At 67.9% G+C, this 15,850-nt stretch carries 16 protein-coding genes and 2 tRNA genes; 9 read left to right on the top strand and 9 right to left on the bottom strand.

Going from position 1 to position 15,850, the window contains the following annotated elements:
- The first annotated feature begins 2 nt into the window (after positions 1-2).
- The 4 genes from nuoL to HUN08_RS01170 all read left to right on the top strand — a co-directional run bounded on the left by nuoL (position 3) and on the right by HUN08_RS01170 (position 6,278).
- Positions 3-1,889, top strand: a complete 1,887-nt coding sequence (gene nuoL, locus HUN08_RS01185; protein WP_124245937.1) for an NADH-quinone oxidoreductase subunit L — start codon at positions 3-5, stop codon at positions 1,887-1,889.
- The gene (locus HUN08_RS01180; protein WP_124245938.1) at positions 1,886-3,487 is read left to right on the top strand and encodes an NADH-quinone oxidoreductase subunit M; all 1,602 of its coding nucleotides are present in this window, start codon (positions 1,886-1,888) and stop codon (positions 3,485-3,487) included. The genes nuoL and HUN08_RS01180 overlap by 4 nt, the downstream gene beginning before the upstream one ends.
- Before the next feature lie 20 nt (positions 3,488-3,507).
- Positions 3,508-5,148, top strand: coding sequence for an NADH-quinone oxidoreductase subunit NuoN (gene nuoN / locus HUN08_RS01175; protein ID WP_124246242.1), 1,641 nt, complete (start codon positions 3,508-3,510; stop codon positions 5,146-5,148).
- 113 nt (positions 5,149-5,261) lie between these two features.
- Positions 5,262-6,278 carry a zinc-dependent alcohol dehydrogenase family protein gene (locus HUN08_RS01170; RefSeq protein ID WP_124245939.1) on the top strand — a complete coding sequence of 339 codons (1,017 nt, stop codon included), beginning with the start codon at positions 5,262-5,264 and terminating at the stop codon, positions 6,276-6,278.
- Positions 6,279-6,324: 46 nt separating this feature from the next.
- Here HUN08_RS01170 and HUN08_RS01165 read toward each other — a convergent pair.
- The 4 genes from HUN08_RS01165 to HUN08_RS01150 form a co-directional block, all read right to left on the bottom strand.
- A tRNA-Ser gene (locus HUN08_RS01165) sits at positions 6,325-6,415 on the bottom strand.
- A gap of 94 nt (positions 6,416-6,509) precedes the next feature.
- Positions 6,510-6,725: a hypothetical protein gene (locus tag HUN08_RS01160; RefSeq protein WP_124245940.1), complete on the bottom strand. Its 216-nt coding sequence runs from the start codon at positions 6,723-6,725 to the stop codon at positions 6,510-6,512.
- Between the two features lie 80 nt (positions 6,726-6,805).
- Positions 6,806-7,315, bottom strand: a complete 510-nt coding sequence (locus HUN08_RS01155) for a nucleoside deaminase (RefSeq protein ID WP_174900853.1) — start codon at positions 7,313-7,315, stop codon at positions 6,806-6,808.
- Between the two features lie 7 nt (positions 7,316-7,322).
- Positions 7,323-7,841, bottom strand: a complete 519-nt coding sequence (locus tag HUN08_RS01150) for a tRNA adenosine deaminase-associated protein (protein WP_124245941.1) — start codon at positions 7,839-7,841, stop codon at positions 7,323-7,325.
- Between the two features lie 68 nt (positions 7,842-7,909).
- Here HUN08_RS01150 and HUN08_RS01145 point away from each other — a divergent pair, with 68 nt between their 5' ends.
- On the top strand, positions 7,910-8,863 hold the full coding sequence (locus tag HUN08_RS01145; RefSeq protein ID WP_124245942.1) for a prephenate dehydrogenase: 954 nt from the start codon (positions 7,910-7,912) through the stop codon (positions 8,861-8,863).
- Positions 8,864-8,957: 94 nt separating this feature from the next.
- Here HUN08_RS01145 and aqpZ read toward each other — a convergent pair whose 3' ends face one another.
- Positions 8,958-9,707: an aquaporin Z gene (gene aqpZ, locus HUN08_RS01140; protein WP_124245943.1), complete on the bottom strand. Its 750-nt coding sequence runs from the start codon at positions 9,705-9,707 to the stop codon at positions 8,958-8,960.
- Between the two features lie 141 nt (positions 9,708-9,848).
- Between aqpZ and HUN08_RS01135 the strand changes: the two genes are divergently transcribed.
- Positions 9,849-11,051, top strand: coding sequence for a lipid-transfer protein (locus HUN08_RS01135; RefSeq protein WP_124245944.1), 1,203 nt, complete (start codon positions 9,849-9,851; stop codon positions 11,049-11,051).
- Between the two features lie 37 nt (positions 11,052-11,088).
- Here HUN08_RS01135 and HUN08_RS01130 read toward each other — a convergent pair whose 3' ends face one another.
- Positions 11,089-11,568, bottom strand: a complete 480-nt coding sequence (locus HUN08_RS01130; protein WP_124245945.1) for a hypothetical protein — start codon at positions 11,566-11,568, stop codon at positions 11,089-11,091.
- A 98-nt stretch (positions 11,569-11,666) separates the two neighbouring features.
- Here HUN08_RS01130 and HUN08_RS01125 point away from each other — a divergent pair, with 98 nt between their 5' ends.
- Positions 11,667-12,905: an adenylate/guanylate cyclase domain-containing protein gene (locus tag HUN08_RS01125; RefSeq protein WP_301546831.1), complete on the top strand. Its 1,239-nt coding sequence runs from the start codon at positions 11,667-11,669 to the stop codon at positions 12,903-12,905.
- 348 nt (positions 12,906-13,253) lie between these two features.
- Here the strand turns inward: HUN08_RS01125 and HUN08_RS01120 are convergent, their stop codons facing one another.
- A complete protein-coding gene (locus HUN08_RS01120; protein WP_124245946.1) occupies positions 13,254-14,420 on the bottom strand; it encodes a zinc-binding dehydrogenase in 1,167 nt (388 codons plus the stop codon).
- 25 nt (positions 14,421-14,445) lie between these two features.
- On the bottom strand, positions 14,446-14,841 hold the full coding sequence (locus HUN08_RS01115; RefSeq protein ID WP_124245947.1) for a tautomerase family protein: 396 nt from the start codon (positions 14,839-14,841) through the stop codon (positions 14,446-14,448).
- Positions 14,842-14,955: 114 nt separating this feature from the next.
- Here HUN08_RS01115 and HUN08_RS01110 point away from each other — a divergent pair, with 114 nt between their 5' ends.
- On the top strand, positions 14,956-15,261 hold the full coding sequence (locus HUN08_RS01110) for a hypothetical protein (RefSeq protein ID WP_124245948.1): 306 nt from the start codon (positions 14,956-14,958) through the stop codon (positions 15,259-15,261).
- A 38-nt stretch (positions 15,262-15,299) separates the two neighbouring features.
- The gene (locus HUN08_RS01105) at positions 15,300-15,566 is read left to right on the top strand and encodes a CopG family transcriptional regulator (protein ID WP_124245949.1); all 267 of its coding nucleotides are present in this window, start codon (positions 15,300-15,302) and stop codon (positions 15,564-15,566) included.
- 194 nt (positions 15,567-15,760) lie between these two features.
- On the opposite strand, the gene HUN08_RS01100 is transcribed toward HUN08_RS01105, so the two are convergent.
- A tRNA-Arg gene (locus HUN08_RS01100) sits at positions 15,761-15,833 on the bottom strand.
- Between the last annotated feature and the right edge of the window lie 17 nt (positions 15,834-15,850).

Here is a 15,850-nt window from a genome sequence, read left to right as displayed (position 1 = left end):
GCATGAGTGACACCTCCATCGCGATGATCGGCGTCATCCCGGCCCTCCCGGCCGCAGGTGCGGCGATCACCCTGCTGGCCGGGCGACGCAGCGACCGGTGGGGCCACCTGTTGGCGACGGCGGCGGTCGGCGCCTCCTTCGTGCTGACCGCCCTGCTGTGGTGGCGGATGCTGCGACGCGCCGACGAGGACCGCCCGATCACGTCGACCCTGTACTCCTGGATCCCGGTCGACCGGCTGCAGGTCGACATCGCATTGAAACTCGACCAACTCTCGATCTGCTTCGCGCTGCTGATCACCGGCGTCGGGTTCCTCATCCACGTGTATTCGATCGGATACATGTCCCACGATCCCGACCGCCGCCGGTTCTTCTGCTACCTCAACCTGTTCGTCGCGGCGATGCTGCTGTTGGTGCTGGCCGACAACTATGTCCTGATGTACGCCGGTTGGGAGGGCGTAGGCCTCGCGTCCTACCTGTTGATCGGCTTCTGGCAGGACCGGCCGTCGGCGGCGACCGCGGCGAAGAAGGCCTTCGTCGTCAACCGCGTCGGCGACATGGGCTTCGTCGTCGCGCTGATGATCATGTTCACCCAGTTCCACGGTTTCCGCGTCGACGACGTCGTCGCGAAGGCCGCGGCTGCGCCGGAGTCGACGCTGACGCCGCTCGGGCTGATGTTGCTGCTGGCGGCCTGCGCGAAATCGGCACAGGTGCCGTTGCAGTCCTGGCTCGGCGACGCGATGGAGGGCCCGACGCCGGTGTCGGCGCTCATCCACGCGGCGACGATGGTGACGGCCGGTGTGTACCTCATCGTGCGGTCGGGCCCGGTGTTCGACCACGCCCACACCGCGCAGACGGTGGTGCTGATCATCGGGGCGGTGACGCTGCTGTTCGGCGCGATCATCGGCTGCGCGAAGGACGACATCAAGAAGGCGCTCGCCGCGTCGACGATGAGTCAGATCGGGTACATGTTCCTCGCCGCCGGGTTGGGCCCGGCCGGATACGTCTTCGCCATCGCCCATCTGTTGGCGCACGGCTTCTTCAAGGCCGGACTGTTCCTCGGGTCCGGCGCGGTGATGCATGCGATGGACGACGAGACCGACATGCGCCGCTACGGCGGGCTGCGCAAACACCTGCCGATCACCTTCGTCACCTTCGGCCTCGCCTACCTGGCGATCATCGGTATCCCGCCGCTGGCCGGCTTCTTCACCAAGGACCACATCATCGAGGCGGCGTTCGGCGCCGGCGGCATCCGCGGCCCGGTGCTCGGTATCGCGACGGTGGTCGGGGCCGGGCTCACCGCCTTCTATATGACCCGCGTCATGCTGCTGACCTTCTTCGGCGAGCCCCGGTGGTCGAAGGATGCGCACCCGCACGAGGCCCCCCTCTCCATGACCGTGCCGATGATCGTGTTGGCCGTCGGCTCGGTCGCCTCGGGCGCCCTCCTCGTCTTCGGCGGGCATTTCGCCGCCTGGCTGACCCCCATCACCGGCTCGGCGCATCACGAACTCCCGGTACCTGCATGGCTGCTCAGCCTCGGCGTACTCGCCGTCGTGGCGCTCGGCATCGCCATCGCCTGGCGCGCCTACCGGGGCACGGTGCCCCGCACCGCGCCGTCCGGATCGCCGCTGACCCGGGCGGCCCGCGCCGACCTGTACGGCGATCGCTTCAACGAGAAGGTGCTGATGGTGCCCGGTCAGCAGCTGACCGCGGCGCTGCGGGTCGTCGAGGACCGCGGGTTCGGCGGGGCCGAACGCGGGTTGGCCCTCGGCGTCGACGGCGGTTCGCAGCTGCTGCGGCAGGCGCAGAACGGTTACGTCCGGTCCTACGCGCTGGGCGTCCTGTCCGGCGCGGTCATCCTGATCGGCATCGTCCTGGCGGTGGCACTGTGAACGCGGTTCCGTGGCTGAGCGCGCTGTGGCTGATCCCCACACTCGGCGCGATCGGCGTCGCCCTACTCCCCGGCGGCCGCGGTGCGCGGATCCCCCAGATCATCGGCATGGCCGTCGCGCTGATCGTGCTGGGCTGGTCGATCGCGATCGCCGTCGAGTACGAGGCGTCGGGCAACACGAGATTCGAACTCACCGAGTCGCACCGGTGGATCCCGGCGATCGGCGCGCGCTACGAACTCGGCCTCGACGGGATCGGATTGGTCCTGGTGCTGCTCACCACCGCCCTCGTTCCGCTGCTGATGGTCGCGGGCTGGCGTCGGGCGGCGGACCTCCCGGACGGCCCCGACGGCGAGCACGGCGCCGACCCCCGGATCTACGTCGCGCTGACGCTGGCGGTGCAGGCCATGGTCCTGCTCAGCTTCGTGGCCACCGACATCCTGCTCTTCTACCTCGTCTTCGAGGCCATGCTCATCCCGATGTACTTCCTCATCGGCGGCTGGGGTCGGCTCGAGAAGTCCCTGCGCGCCCGGGCCGCACTGAAGTTCCTGCTGTACAACCTGTTCGGCGGGCTGGTGATGCTCGCCGGGGTCATCGGCCTCTTCGTCCTCACGTCGCGTGCCAAGCTCGGCGACGACGGTCGCGGCGCCTTCGGGCTGCACGAATTGACCACGGCGATCGCCGACGGCCGGCTCGACGTCGGGGGCGGTGCCGGGAAGGCGATCTGCGGTGCCTTCCTGTTCGCCTTCGCGGTGAAGGCGCCGGTGTGGCCGGTCCACGCGTGGCTGCCCGACTCCGCGGTCGCCGGCACCCCGTCGACGGGTGTCCTGATGATGGCGGTGATGGACAAGGTCGGCACCTTCGCGATGCTGCGCTTCGTCGTCGAGTTGTTCGGCGACACCGCGAAGTCCTTCGCCCCGTGGATGACGCTGCTCGCGGTGATCAGCATCGTCTACGGCCTCGTCCTCGCGATCGCTCAGACCGACATCATGCGGCTGATCGCCTACACCTCGATCTCCCACTTCGGGTTCATCGTGCTCGGCGTCTTCGCGCTCTCCCCCCAATCGCAGGCCGGCGCGACGCTCTACATGCTCAACCACGGCATCTCCACCGCCGCGTTGTTCCTTGTCGCCGGATTCCTGGTCCGCAAACGCGGCAGCAGCGCCATCGCCGACTTCGGCGGCGTGCAGAAGGTCGCGCCGGTGTTGGCCGGGGTGTTCCTCCTCTCCGGTCTCGCCACACTCTCGCTGCCCGGTCTGGCCCCGTTCGTCTCCGAATTCCTCGTGATGATCGGGAGCTTCACTCGCTACCCGGTGGCGGCGGTCGTCGCCACCGTCGCCCTGGTCGGCTCGGCCGTCTACATCCTGTGGACCTACCAGCGCATGATGGGCGGCCCGGCACCGGCCGCGGTCGAGGACGTCACCGACCTCGACGGTCGGGAACGGCTGGTGCTCTTCCCACTCGTCGCCGCCCTGATCATCCTCGGGTTCTGGCCGCGGCCCGCGCTCGACGTGATCACCCCGTCGGTGAACCAGACCCTCGCGTCGGTGTCGGTAGCGCACACCCATCCCGTGAACGTCCCGCAGGGAGGAGTCCGGTGAACCTGGCCCATGCCGCGACGATGGTCGCGCCCAGCATCGACTACCGAGCGCTCTCGCCGATGCTCGTGGTCTTCGGTGCCGCGGTCGTCGCCGTCGTCGTCGAGGCGTTCTTCCCGCGCGCCTGGCGGTCCCGCGCCCAGCTGGTCCTCTCCCTCGTCGGGCTCCTCGGCGCGCTCGGCTGCGTGATCGCGCTCGGACTCGCCCGCGACCCGCGCGGCGGGAGGTCGACGATGAGCGGCGCAGTCATCGTCGACGGCCCCGCATTGCTCACCCAGGGCGCGATCATCGTCGTCGCCCTCCTGACCGTGCTGGTCTGCAGTGAACGCCGACTGGACAACGTGTGGGCCGGGAGCGATGCGGGCGGGCACTCCGACGCCGATCTGGTCGCCGATCCGTTCACCCCGTCCGCCGCGACGGTGCCCGGGTCCGACGGCGAGTTGGCCGCCGGGCGGGCCGGGGAGCTGACCACCGAAGTCTTCGCGCTGACCCTGTTCGCGACCGGCGGCATGATGCTGTTCGGCGCGGCGGGCGACCTGCTGACGATGTTCATCGCCCTCGAGGTCTTCTCCCTGCCGCTGTACGTGCTGTGCGGATTGGCCCGGCGTCGGCGGCTCCTCTCCCAGGAGGCCTCGCTCAAATACTTCCTACTCGGCGCCTTCTCGTCGGCCTTCTTCCTCTTCGGGGCGGCATTCATCTACGGCGCGGCGGGCACGCTGTCGCTGTCGTCGGCCGGGAAGGCCATCGGCGCCGGGAACGTGGCGAGCGGCCCGGGTGTGCACAGCGCCGGCGCCGACTCCACCCTCGCGCTGATCGGGTTGGCCCTGCTGGCGGTCGGGCTGCTGTTCAAGGTCGGCGCGGTGCCGTTCGGCTCGTGGGTGCCCGACGTCTACCAGGGCGCGCCCACCCCGGTGACGGCGTTCATGGCGTCGGCGACGAAACTCGCCGCCTTCGTGGCGCTGACCCGCGTCTTCTACGTGACGTTCCCGTCGCTGGCACACGAATGGCGGCCGGCGCTGTGGGTGGTGGCCATCGCGACGATGGTGGTCGCGACGATCATGGCGGTCAGCCAGGACGACATCAAGCGCATGTTCGCCTACTCGTCGATGGTGCACGCGGGCTTCATCCTGCTCGGTGTGATCGCGCTCAGTGACGCCGGCCTCTCTGCCGTCCTGTTCTACCTCGTCACCTACGCCTTCTCCGCGTTCGGCGGTTTCGCCCTGCTGTCGGTGGTGCGCGACCGGGCCGGGCGCGAGGCCACCGATTTCGACTCGTGGGCGGGGATCGGCCGGAGCCGCCCGCTGGTCGGCGCCCTGTTCGCGCTGTTCCTGCTGGCCTTCGCGGGCATCCCCCTGACGACGGGCTTCGTCGCGAAATTCGTGGTCTTCGCCGCGGCGGGCGCATCCGGCGGCTGGGCGCTGGTGATCGTCGGCATCCTGGCCAGTGCGGTGGCCGCCTACTTCTATCTGCGCGTCGTCGTCGCCATGTTCTGGACCGAGCCGATCGATTCCGACGATCCGACGCGGACCGTCGAGGTCCGCCAACCCAGCATCGCGACGATGCTCCCGATCGCCGTCTGCGCGATCATCACCCTGGGCTTCGGTATCGCCCCGCAGTGGTTGCTCCACCTGGCCGACGCCGCCGTCCCGTTCTTCACCCGCTGACCCCGCCCCAAGCCCGCCGAGCGCCGGGTCGAGTGACCGCGACGAAGGAGCGGTTGTATCGAGACCTGGGCACTTCGCTGGCGATATTCGAAACCACGCATACTGTGGAAGACATGCGCGCAACCGTCCTCCATGCACCCCGTGACATCCGATCCGAAACCCTCCCCGACCCGAAGATCCTCGCGCCCACCGACGCGATCATCGAGACCGCGGCCACCTGCGTCTGCGGCTCGGACCTCTGGCCGTACCGCGGGATCAACGAGTTCGACGAGCCGTGGGCGATCGGCCACGAATACGTCGGCGTCGTGCGGGAGGTCGGCTCCGACGTCACGACGGTCAAGCCCGGCCAATTCGTCATCGGCTCCTTCTTCGCGTCGGACAACACCTGCCCGCACTGCCGCAACGGCTACCAATCCGGCTGCGAGCAGCTCGCTCCCGTCGTCGGTTGTCAGGCCGAGGCCATCCGCATCCCGTTGGCCGACGGGACGCTGGTCGCCACGCCGGACACCCCCTCCGACGACATGCTGCCCGACCTGCTGGCCCTGTCCGACGTGATGGGCACCGGCTGGTACGCGGCGCGTGCCGCCGGAGTCGCCCCCGGCCACACGACGGTGGTCGTCGGCGACGGTGCCGTCGGGCTCTCCGCGGTCCTCGCCGCCAAGGAGCAAGGCGCGCAGCGGATCATCGCGCTCTCGCGCCACCCCGACCGCCAGGCAGTCGCGCGGGCATTCGGCGCCACCGACATCGTCGAGGAGCGCGGCGCCGAGGCCGTCGAGCGCGTGCGCGAGTTGACCGGGGGCGTCGGCGCGGACAGCATTGCCGAATGCGTCGGCACCGACGAGGCGATGACGACCGCGCTGGACTCGGCCCGCCAGGGCGGCGGCGTCGGATTCGTCGGCGTCCCGCACGGGGTGAAGCTCTCGGCGGGCAAGCTGTTTCGCAACCACGTCCGCATCCAGGGCGGCGGCGCTCCGGTGCGCGACTTCCTGCCCGACCTGATCAGCCGCGTCTACGCGGGCGACTTCCACCCCGGCCAGGTCTTCGACCTGCGACTCGCGCTCGCCGACGTCGCGCAGGGATACCAGGCGATGGACGAGCGGCGCGCCATCAAGGCCTTCCTGATCCCGTAACGGGGGAAATGGAAACTCCCCCGCCTACATCGCAGGCGGGGGAGTCTGGCGGTGGCGGGGGGATTTGAACCCCCGGTACGGGGTTACCGCACACAGCATTTCGAGTGCTGCACCTTCGGCCGCTCGGACACGCCACCGCGAAAAACTGTACCGCAGGTCCCCGCCGACACTAAATCGGCAGGTACCCGCGGCACAGGGGGCGACGCCTCGCGTCGCCGCATAGGGCTTGGACTACTTGTCGCCGCCGAGGAACTTGTCCTTGAGCTCGCCGAACTTCTCCTTGGCGCCCTCGACGACCTCGTTCACCTTGTCGTTGTTGGCCAGCTCGCCGAACTTCTCCTTGGCCTGGTCGACGACCTCGCTGACCTTCTCGTTGTTGGCCAGCTCGCCCACCTTCTCCTTGGCAGCGTTGACGGCCTCGTTCACCTTGTCGCTTGCATCAGACATGTGCGGCTCCTTAGTCCTCGGGTATCTCTGACCCGCTAAATGTGCCACGTCGCACCGGCCACGTCCACATTTAGCCCGAATCAAGCCAAATGGTCCCGCTGGCCTGCGAAAAAGCTCTTCAGCAAGGCCGCACATTCGTCGGCCAACACCCCACCGCGAACCTGCGGTCGATGGGTCAGTCGCGGGTCGCGCAACACGTCCCACAACGACCCGACCGCCCCGGTTTTCGGCTCCCAGGCGCCGAACACGACCTTCTCGATCCGGGCCAGTCCGATCGCGCCGGCGCACATGGTGCACGGCTCGACGGTGACCGCCAACGTGCAGCCGCCGAGCCGCCATCCGTCGCCGAACCGCTGCGCCGCCGCGCGCAATGCGATGACCTCGGCATGTGCGCACGGATCCCCGTCGGCCTCGCGACGATTCCCGGCGCGCGCGAGTTCGAAACCTTCCGGATCGACGATCACCGCGCCGATCGGCACGTCGTCGGGACCGGACTCGGCGGCGGCGGCGATGGCCAGCCGGATGAGCTGTTCGTCGTCGTGCAACCGATCGTGCGACGCCCCACCCGACGACCCGACGCGCGCCGACATCGGCGGCCTAGTGCCCCAGGGAGTCGAGGACCTTGCCCAACTCGTCGGCGAATCCGAGTCGCGCGGCGATCATGCCGACCTGCTCGTCGGCATAGAGGTCGGTGTCTCCGACGATGATGCTCATCACCGCATCCGGCAACCCCAGATCAGCGAGGACGGCGAGGTCGCCCTCCTCCCACGGCTCGACGTCGTCGAGTTCGTCCGGGTCGAAATCGGGGATGTCGACGCCCAAGGCGTCAAGGGCGTCCGCGGCGACGTCGTAGTCGATGGCGGCGGTCGCGTCGGAGACCAGCAGGCGCGCCCCACCGGGTGCCGGGCGCAGTACGACGAAGAATTCGTCGTCGACGTCGAGGAGGCCGAAGACGGCCCCGGCGGCCCGCAGGTCGCGGAGTTGGCGCTCGGCATCGGCGAGGTCCGTCAGCGCCGATGCGTCCAGCGCGGTCACCTTCCACGAGGTCTCCTCGCGGACGACGGCCACCGCGAATCCGTCGAGATCGCCGTCGGAGTCACTCGCACTCGCTGCCATGCTGGTCAACCGTAGTCGTACCGGACTCTCTTCCCCAAGTCATCCGCGCAATGTGACACGCTGGAACGGTGACCGATCCTTCTCGCCCACCGATCTGCGTTCTGGGCCTCGGCCTCATCGGCGGTTCGCTGCTGCGCGCGGCGGCGCGAGCGGGGCGCGCGGGCTTCGGCTACAACCGGTCCGCCGAGGGGGCCGCAGCGGCGCGCGCGGCCGGGTTCGACGCGGACACCGATCTCGACGCGGTGTTGCGCCGCGCGGCGGAGGAGTACGCGCTCGTCGTCCTCGCCACCCCGGCGACCACGCTCGACGACCTCCTTCCCGTCGTGGCCCGGCTGGCACCCGAATGCGTTCTGACCGACGTGGTGAGCGTCAAGGAGTCCGTCGCCGACGCGGTGGCACGTCTGCACCCCGGCGCTCGCTACGTCGGCGGCCACCCGATGGCCGGCACGAGCCAATCGGGCTGGGCCGCAACCGATCCCGACCTCTTCGACGGTGCGATGTGGATGGTCACCACCGAAGACGGCACCGATCCCGACGACTGGCTCACCGTCGCCGCCCTCGCCCGTGACTGCGGCGCCCAAGTGGTGCCGGCCGCCAACGACGCCCACGACCGCGCGGTCGCCGCCATCTCACACCTGCCGCACCTGACCGCCGATGCGACGGCGGCCGTCGGCGCCGGGGAGAGCGGGTTGGCCCTGCGTCTGGCGGCGGGCAGCTTCCGGGACGGCACCCGCGTCGCGGGCACGGCACCGGCCTTGCAGCGCGCCATGCTGGAGGCCAACCGCATCGCCCTGCTGAACACGCTGAGCGAGACGATCGACAGGTTGACGGTCGCGCGAGACGAACTGCGCGATCGCGGTTCGGTCGAGATCATCGTCGACGACGGTCATCGTGCCCGGCTTGCCTACGACGTCATGGCGTCGACGCCGGCGCCGCCCATCGTCGACGTGGAGCCCGGCGAGCAGGGGTGGGCCGCCGAGATGCGACGCCAGGCCCATCTCGGTCACACCTGGCAGCGCTGAACGGCCCCGCCCGGCAAACCCCGCACATACGGACATTCCCCGCACCAATCCGGTGCGGGGAATGTCGGAAACTGCAGGGTTTGCCTGACGCGGCCTACGACTCGACCTTCAGCTTCTCGTCGGTGAACAGCAGCACGTAGAGAATGCCGCCGATCAATCCGCCGACCAGCGGTGCGAGCCAGAACATCCACAGCTGACCGGGCGCTCCGTTGCCGTTGAAGAAGGCCACACCGGTCGAGCGAGCCGGGTTGACCGAGGTGTTGCTGATCGGAATCGAGATGAGGTGGATCAGCGTGAGGGTGAAACCGATCGCGATGCCGGCGAATCCGGCGGGCGCGCGCTTGTCGGTGGCGCCGAGGATCACGATCAGGAAGAACGCGGTGAGGATGATCTCCGCGACGAGAACCGCGACCAGCGAGTAGCCACCCGGAGAGTGGTCACCGAATCCGTTGGCCGCCATGTTGCCGGTGGCCGTGAAACCGCTGCGGCCGCCCGCGATGAACCACAGGGCCAGGCCCGCGATCAGGCCGCCGACCACCTGGGCGATCCAGTACGGGATGAGGTCGCGAGCCGGGAGGCGTCCCGCGGCGACCGCGCCGATCGTCACGGCCGGGTTGAAGTGGCCGCCGGAGATGTGGCCGACGGCGTAGACCATGGTCAGCACGGTCAGGCCGAAGGCGAGTGCGACGCCGACGTAGCCGATGCCGATGTTGAACGTCACGTGGCCGTCGGTGTCGCTGGCGATCTGCTTCGCCGCGAAGATCGCGGCCCCACATCCGCCGAACACGAGCCAGAACGTGCCGAATAGCTCGGCAAGCGTTCTGCGAGTGAGAGATTCAGACACTGGGAGTCCTCTCCTGAAGAGTGATTGCAACCATCAGAGTGTGTGCGCCGTCACAGTAACTCGGACCCGGCGGCTCGGCGCCCGAATTCGCGACAAACCGCCCATCGGCACCGGTAGGTTACGAACGGGAGGTCACTCACGATGAACAAGGTTTATGTGATCGGCGTCGGCATGACGAAGTTCGAGAAGCCGGGTCGGCGACAGAACGCAGACGGCAGCGCGTGGGACTACCCGGATATGGCGCTGGAATCGGGCACCAACGCCCTGAACGACGCCGGGATCGACTACGACCAGGTCGAGCAGGCCTACGTCGGATACGTCTACGGCGAGTCGACGTCGGGGCAGCGCGCCGTGTACGGACTCGGGATGACCGGCATCCCCGTCGTCAACGTCAACAACAACTGCTCGACGGGGTCGACCGCCCTGTACCTCGCCGCACAAGCGATCCGCGGCGGATTGGCCGACTGCACCATCGCGCTGGGGTTCGAGAAGATGAAGCCGGGTTCGCTGGCGTCGAGCTACGACGATCGCGCGCAGCCGATGGACAAACACGTCATGGCGATGGCCGGGCTCGCCGAGTTCGCCTTCCCCGTCGCGCCGTGGATGTTCGCCACCGCCGGTCGCGAGCACATGGAGCAGTACGGATCGACTCCCGAGCACTTCGCCAAGATCGGCTACAAGAACCACAAGCACTCGGTGAACAATCCGTACGCGCAGTTCCAGGACGAGTACACGCTCGAGGAGATCGTCGACGCGAAGATGATCTCCGACCCGCTCACCAAGCTGCAGTGCTCGCCCACCTCGGACGGTTCCGGCGCGGCCATCCTCGCGTCGGAACGGTTCGTCGAGGAGCACGACCTCGCCGGGCGCGCCGTCGAAATCGTCGGGCAGACCATGCTCACCGATTTCGGCAACACCTTCGACGGTTCGGCGAAAGCGCTGATCGGCCACCATATGAACGTCGCGGCGGCGCAGCAGGTCTACGACCAGTCGGGACTCGGGCCGGAGGATTTCGGGGTCATCGAGCTGCACGACTGCTTCTCCGCCAACGAGTTACTGCTCTACGAGGCGCTGGGACTCTGCGACGACGGCGAGGCGCCCAAGCTCATCGACAACGGCGACACCACCTACGGCGGCCGATGGGTCGTCAACCCGTCGGGCGGCCTCATCTCCAAAGGGCACCCGCTGGGGGCGACGGGACTCGCGCAGTGCAGCGAGATCACGTGGCAGTTGCGCGGCGATGCCGACAAGCGGCAGGTCGACGGACTGGCCGCCGGGTTGCAGCACAACATCGGGTTGGGTGGGGCGGTCGTGGTGACGGCCTATCAACGCGCCGATCGGTGAGCACCGGGCCGACACCTAGCCGGCGGCCGACCCGTCGCTATCCGTCGTTCGCGAAATGCGCGGCAAGTCGACGATGCCGGTGCCGGAACAATGCGGGTAAGACGCGGTGCAGCAAGGGGCCGGCAAGAACCATGCCGAGCCGGGGACTGAAGGTGATGGTGTCGGTGACGCCGGTCCGGCCGTCGTCGATCGGTTCGAGTCGGCGTTGATGGGTCCAGCGCCGCATGCTGATCATGGTGGACTCCTCGCGGAAGTAGCGCCCCGGCTCGACCTCGGCGATGGACAGGCGATCGAAGTCGTAGGGCAGGACGCCGAAGAGTCGCAGCCACGCGCGACCGATGGGAGGACCGATCTCCAGGGAGTCGATCGTGATGCCCTCGGCCCCGCGCGGCACCGACATCGTCATCCACGGGCGCAGTTCGTCGTTGATCCCCTCCGGGGAGACGACCCGATCCCAGACCGCCGCCATCGGTGCCGGGATCTCGCTGGTCTGGGTGAACGTCCACGTCCGCTTCATACCGCCGAGATTAGCCAATCCTAAGTTGCATCGCGGGCAATAACCGACCTCCGCCGACACGGCCGTTTCCGCACCGCGGGCCGGGTAACGTCGGGCAGGTGTCGATCCGCGACGAGATCAGCTGCCTCGTCGATCACCGTGCGTCGCGCCCGTTCAACCAGACCGAGGTGCGCAGACAGAGGCTGGTCAGCCGCGCATCCTACGGCGCGGCGGCGGTCAGTTTCGGATTCTCCATCGTCGGCGCGATCACCGGCGTTCCCCTGTCGATCACCATCGTGAGCGGTCTCGGCGGACTCTGCTTCACACTCGTCCCGCTGCTCGGCCGCGTCGGTCCGCTCGCCTCGGCGATCTGCTTCGTTCTCGTCGCGACCGCGGTGGTCTGCGGCCTGACGGTGCTCGTCGGGACTTCCGGCGGATTGCTGTTCTACTTCTTCGTCATGGCGGCCGCGACGCCGATGATCGTCGGGACCGAGCGGCTCTCGCTGCCGATCGCGATGGTCGGGATCTGCGTCGCCTCGGTCTGCATCCTGCATTTCACCGTCGCGGCCGATACCGGGCGGGCCCCCGATTGGATGCAGTCGGGCGGGTTCGTCGTGAACGCGGCCGCCGCCGGAGGCCTCGCCGTCTACGTCATGTCGTTGGGTATGAAGCAGATCCAACGGGCCGAGGTGGCGTTGGAGGATCAGTACCAGCGGTCCGAAACCCTGCTCGACAACATCCTTCCGCGCAGCATCTCCGAACGCCTCAAAGACCCCGCGCACGACGAGATCGCCGACACCTACGACGACGCGTCCATCCTGTTCGCCGACATCGTCGGATTCACCGCCATGTCGAGCCACCACTCCCCGTCGACGGTCGTGCACTTCCTCAACGAGTTGTACCTGGCGCTCGACACCCTGACCGATCGGTACGGACTCGAGAAGATCAAGACCACCGGCGACTCTTACATGGTGGTCAGCGGGGTGCCGGTGTCCCGCCCGGACCACCTCGAGGTGCTGGCCCGCTACGCCCTGGAGATGCAGGAAGTGTGTCGACGGATAGCCGGTCCCGACGGCGCGCCCGCGCATCTGCGCGTCGGCCTGGCGTGCGGGCCGGTGGTGGCCGGGGTCGTCGGCTCCACGAAGTTCTTCTTCGACGTCTGGGGCGACGCGGTGAACGTGGCCTCCCGCATGGAGTCGACGGGTGTGGCGGACCGGATCCAGGTGACCGATTCCGTGCGCGACCGGCTGGCCGACCGATTCGTATTCGAGGAACGCGGCGTCGTATCCGTCAAGGGCAAGGGCGACCAGCGCACCTGGTTCCTCCTGTCCGCGCGCGACGGTGGTCGCGTGTCGTAGACGGTGGTCGAGTGCCATATACGGTGGTCGAGTGCCGTAGACGGTGGTCGAGTGCCACAAGACGGTGGTCGAGTGCCGTAGACGGTGGTCGAGTGCCGGCGAGGCGCTAGCCGAGTCGGTGTATCGAGACCGCGCTAGACGCGTTGGTCGAGTGCCGTAGACGGTGGTCGAGTGCCGGCGAGGCGCTAGCCGAGTCGGTGTATCGAGACCGCGCTAGACGCGTTGGTCGAGTGCCGTAGACGGTGGTCGAGTGCCGGCGAGGCGCTAGCCGAGTCGGTGTATCGAGACCGCGCTAGCCGAGAAGGTGTATCGAGACCAGGCGTATCGAGACCACCCGAGCCGAGCCCATCAGGTCAGCGCCGACACCAAGCTGGACGGATCGATCAGCACCTTCGCGTGCTTCTCCGCCTTCCCCAGCACCTCGAACGCGGCTGACGCACCACTGAGGCCGACGGTTCCGGTGACCATCAGCGACGGGTCGATCTTGCCCTTGTCGATGAAATGCAGGGTTTCGGCGAACTCGTCGGGGTTGTAGCCGAAGACGAACTTGAGGTCGACCTCTTTGTTGATCGCCAGTGCCGGGCGGATGGTGTCGGGCTCCATGCAGACGCCCACGACCACGACGCGAGACCGGAGCGGCGCCTGGGAGACGATCGAGTCGATGACCCCGGGAAGGCCGACGCACTCGAACACGACCGGGCCGGTGGGGGTGAGCCCGTTGTCGTCGGCGAAGCGGACGATGTGCCGCCACGGCACACCGGGCACGACCTGCAGTAGGTTCAGCGCCTTGAAGGCCTCGTCGAACAGATCACCGGCCCGGGTGAAGTATTTCCGCTGCGCCTTGACCGCGTTGTACGGCGATTCGACCGCCGGGTCGACCACCGCGTCGGCACCGCACCTGCGCGCCAACTCGCGGCGTCCCTCCGAGTAGTCGCTGGCGACGACGGTCTTCACACCGGCCGCCTTGAGCAGCATGATCACCGACAGCCCGATGGGTCCGCACCCGATGACGACGGCGACGTCGCGCTTGCCGACACCGCTGCGCCGGACCGCGTGATGGGCGACGGACAGCGGCTCGACCATCGCCGCATCCTCGTCGCTGACGCCGTCGGGAACCGGTATGGCGAGGACTTCGCTGACCTCCACGAACTCCGCGTAGGCGCCGGGAGATTTTTCGGACAGTCCGACCATCTCGACCTCGTCGTCGTGCCGAATGATCGGCAGCGCGCACAGGCGCGTGCCCGGCTTCCACCGCTTGCGGCAGCCGGGTCCGTAGGAGACGACTTCGCCGACGAACTCGTGCCCGAGGACCACCGATTCGCCCGACCGCATGAAGTGCGAATAGCCGACTTCCTCGGCGATCGCGGCCGTCTCGTCGCAGTGGACGCGCGCGTGCAGGTCGCTGCCGCAGATGCCGGCGCGCCGGACCTTCAGGAGCACGTTGCCCTTGCCCGGCTCGGGGATCGGGATCTCTTCGACCGCTAGTTCACCGTTGTGACAGACCACAGCTTTCATGCGTCGAAGCCTATCCACCCGAGGACTACACCTCGACGGCGAATCCGAGATCGACGTCGCACGCGGCCCGTCCGCCGCGGATCCCCCAGTTCTGGGTCGGAATGTCGCGCAGGGTGATCGACACGTGGCCACGCGGCACGCCGAGCGCGGCGAGGCGGTCGACGATCTCGCGGTAGAGCGCTCGCTTCGCGTCGAGCGATCGTCCGGCGAAGCAGTCGATGTGGACCAACGTCAGGTACTCGGGCTGCGCCAGGTCCGGCGGTGCGGCGAACCGGTGGGGTTCGTGCACGACCAGTCGAATGTGCTTGTCCTTCGGCGGGATCTGGAACGCGGCGACCAGTGCGCCGTGCACCGCGTCGATCAACGCGATCTCCTCGTCGACGGACCACTGGCGACGGACTTCAATCTGAGCGTGCGGCATGTGGGCACAGTAGCGACGAGCAAGCCCGGAGCGCCATCGAGTATTCGACGACGTGGGTGGCACACGTATCATAATGGTGTTGCCATTATTGAAATGGTGCTACCATTAGTTCCAATGCGGATCGAGATCAAACCCAGTGCCCGACAGCACGGACTCTCCGACGACGAGATCCGCGCCGTGGTCTCGGACTACCTGCTGCGGTTCTCGATCACCGCACGCAGGCCGGGCGCCAAGCTGTGCGTGTACGTCGGTCCGGCAGCCGAGGCCAAGGCGCCGTACATCGAAGTGATCGCTGACCACGCCGATCATGGCGTTGTCGTCGTCTTTCACGCGATACTCCTGCGCACCTCTACAGTCCAGGCGGCCAACCTTGACCAGTACATCGACATCAACCGCATCGCCGGCCGCCAGCGCCGATAGACCCGTACCACCTGATAGGAGAACCCATGACGAAGAGGATGACCAACGACGACTACGCCGACATGGCCGCAGACTACGAGGCCAACCCGATCCGGCACGACGAGGTCGGGGACGTCGAGGTGCGTTTGCCGGCCGGGCGCCCCGCAGGCGGCGGGCCGGCACGCGGCCGCACCCCAACCACCTCTGTGCGTTTCCCGCAGCCCATCCGCGATCGTCTGAATGCACGGGCCGACGCCGAAGACGTGAAGCCTGCTGAGATCATTCGTCGGGCCGTCGTCGAGTACCTCGACCGGCACGCTGTCTAGAGACATACGGACTTTCCGGGAGAACGTACAAGCACTACATCGCCGCCGGTGGGCCAACGACGTGACGAGCGCGCTGGACGCGCTGGCACCTGTCCGATCCGTTTCAGGTGGGTTTCGGGTGGGTGGAGCCGGATAGCAGATGGAAATAGAAGAACGGCCCCTCACCTTTATGCAGGTGAGGGGCCGTTTCTGTGTGCGCCCGTAGGGATTCGAACCCCAAACCTTCTGATCCGTAGTCAGATGCTCTATCCGTTGAGCTACGGGCGCGAGTCTTGTTCAGTTGT

It is taken from the genome of Gordonia sp. X0973 (assembly GCF_013348785.1).
In the GTDB taxonomy this organism is placed as follows: Bacteria; Actinomycetota; Actinomycetes; order Mycobacteriales; family Mycobacteriaceae; genus Gordonia.
Note: the sequence above shows the minus strand (reverse complement) of the source record. Positions and strands in the feature narration are given on the sequence as shown.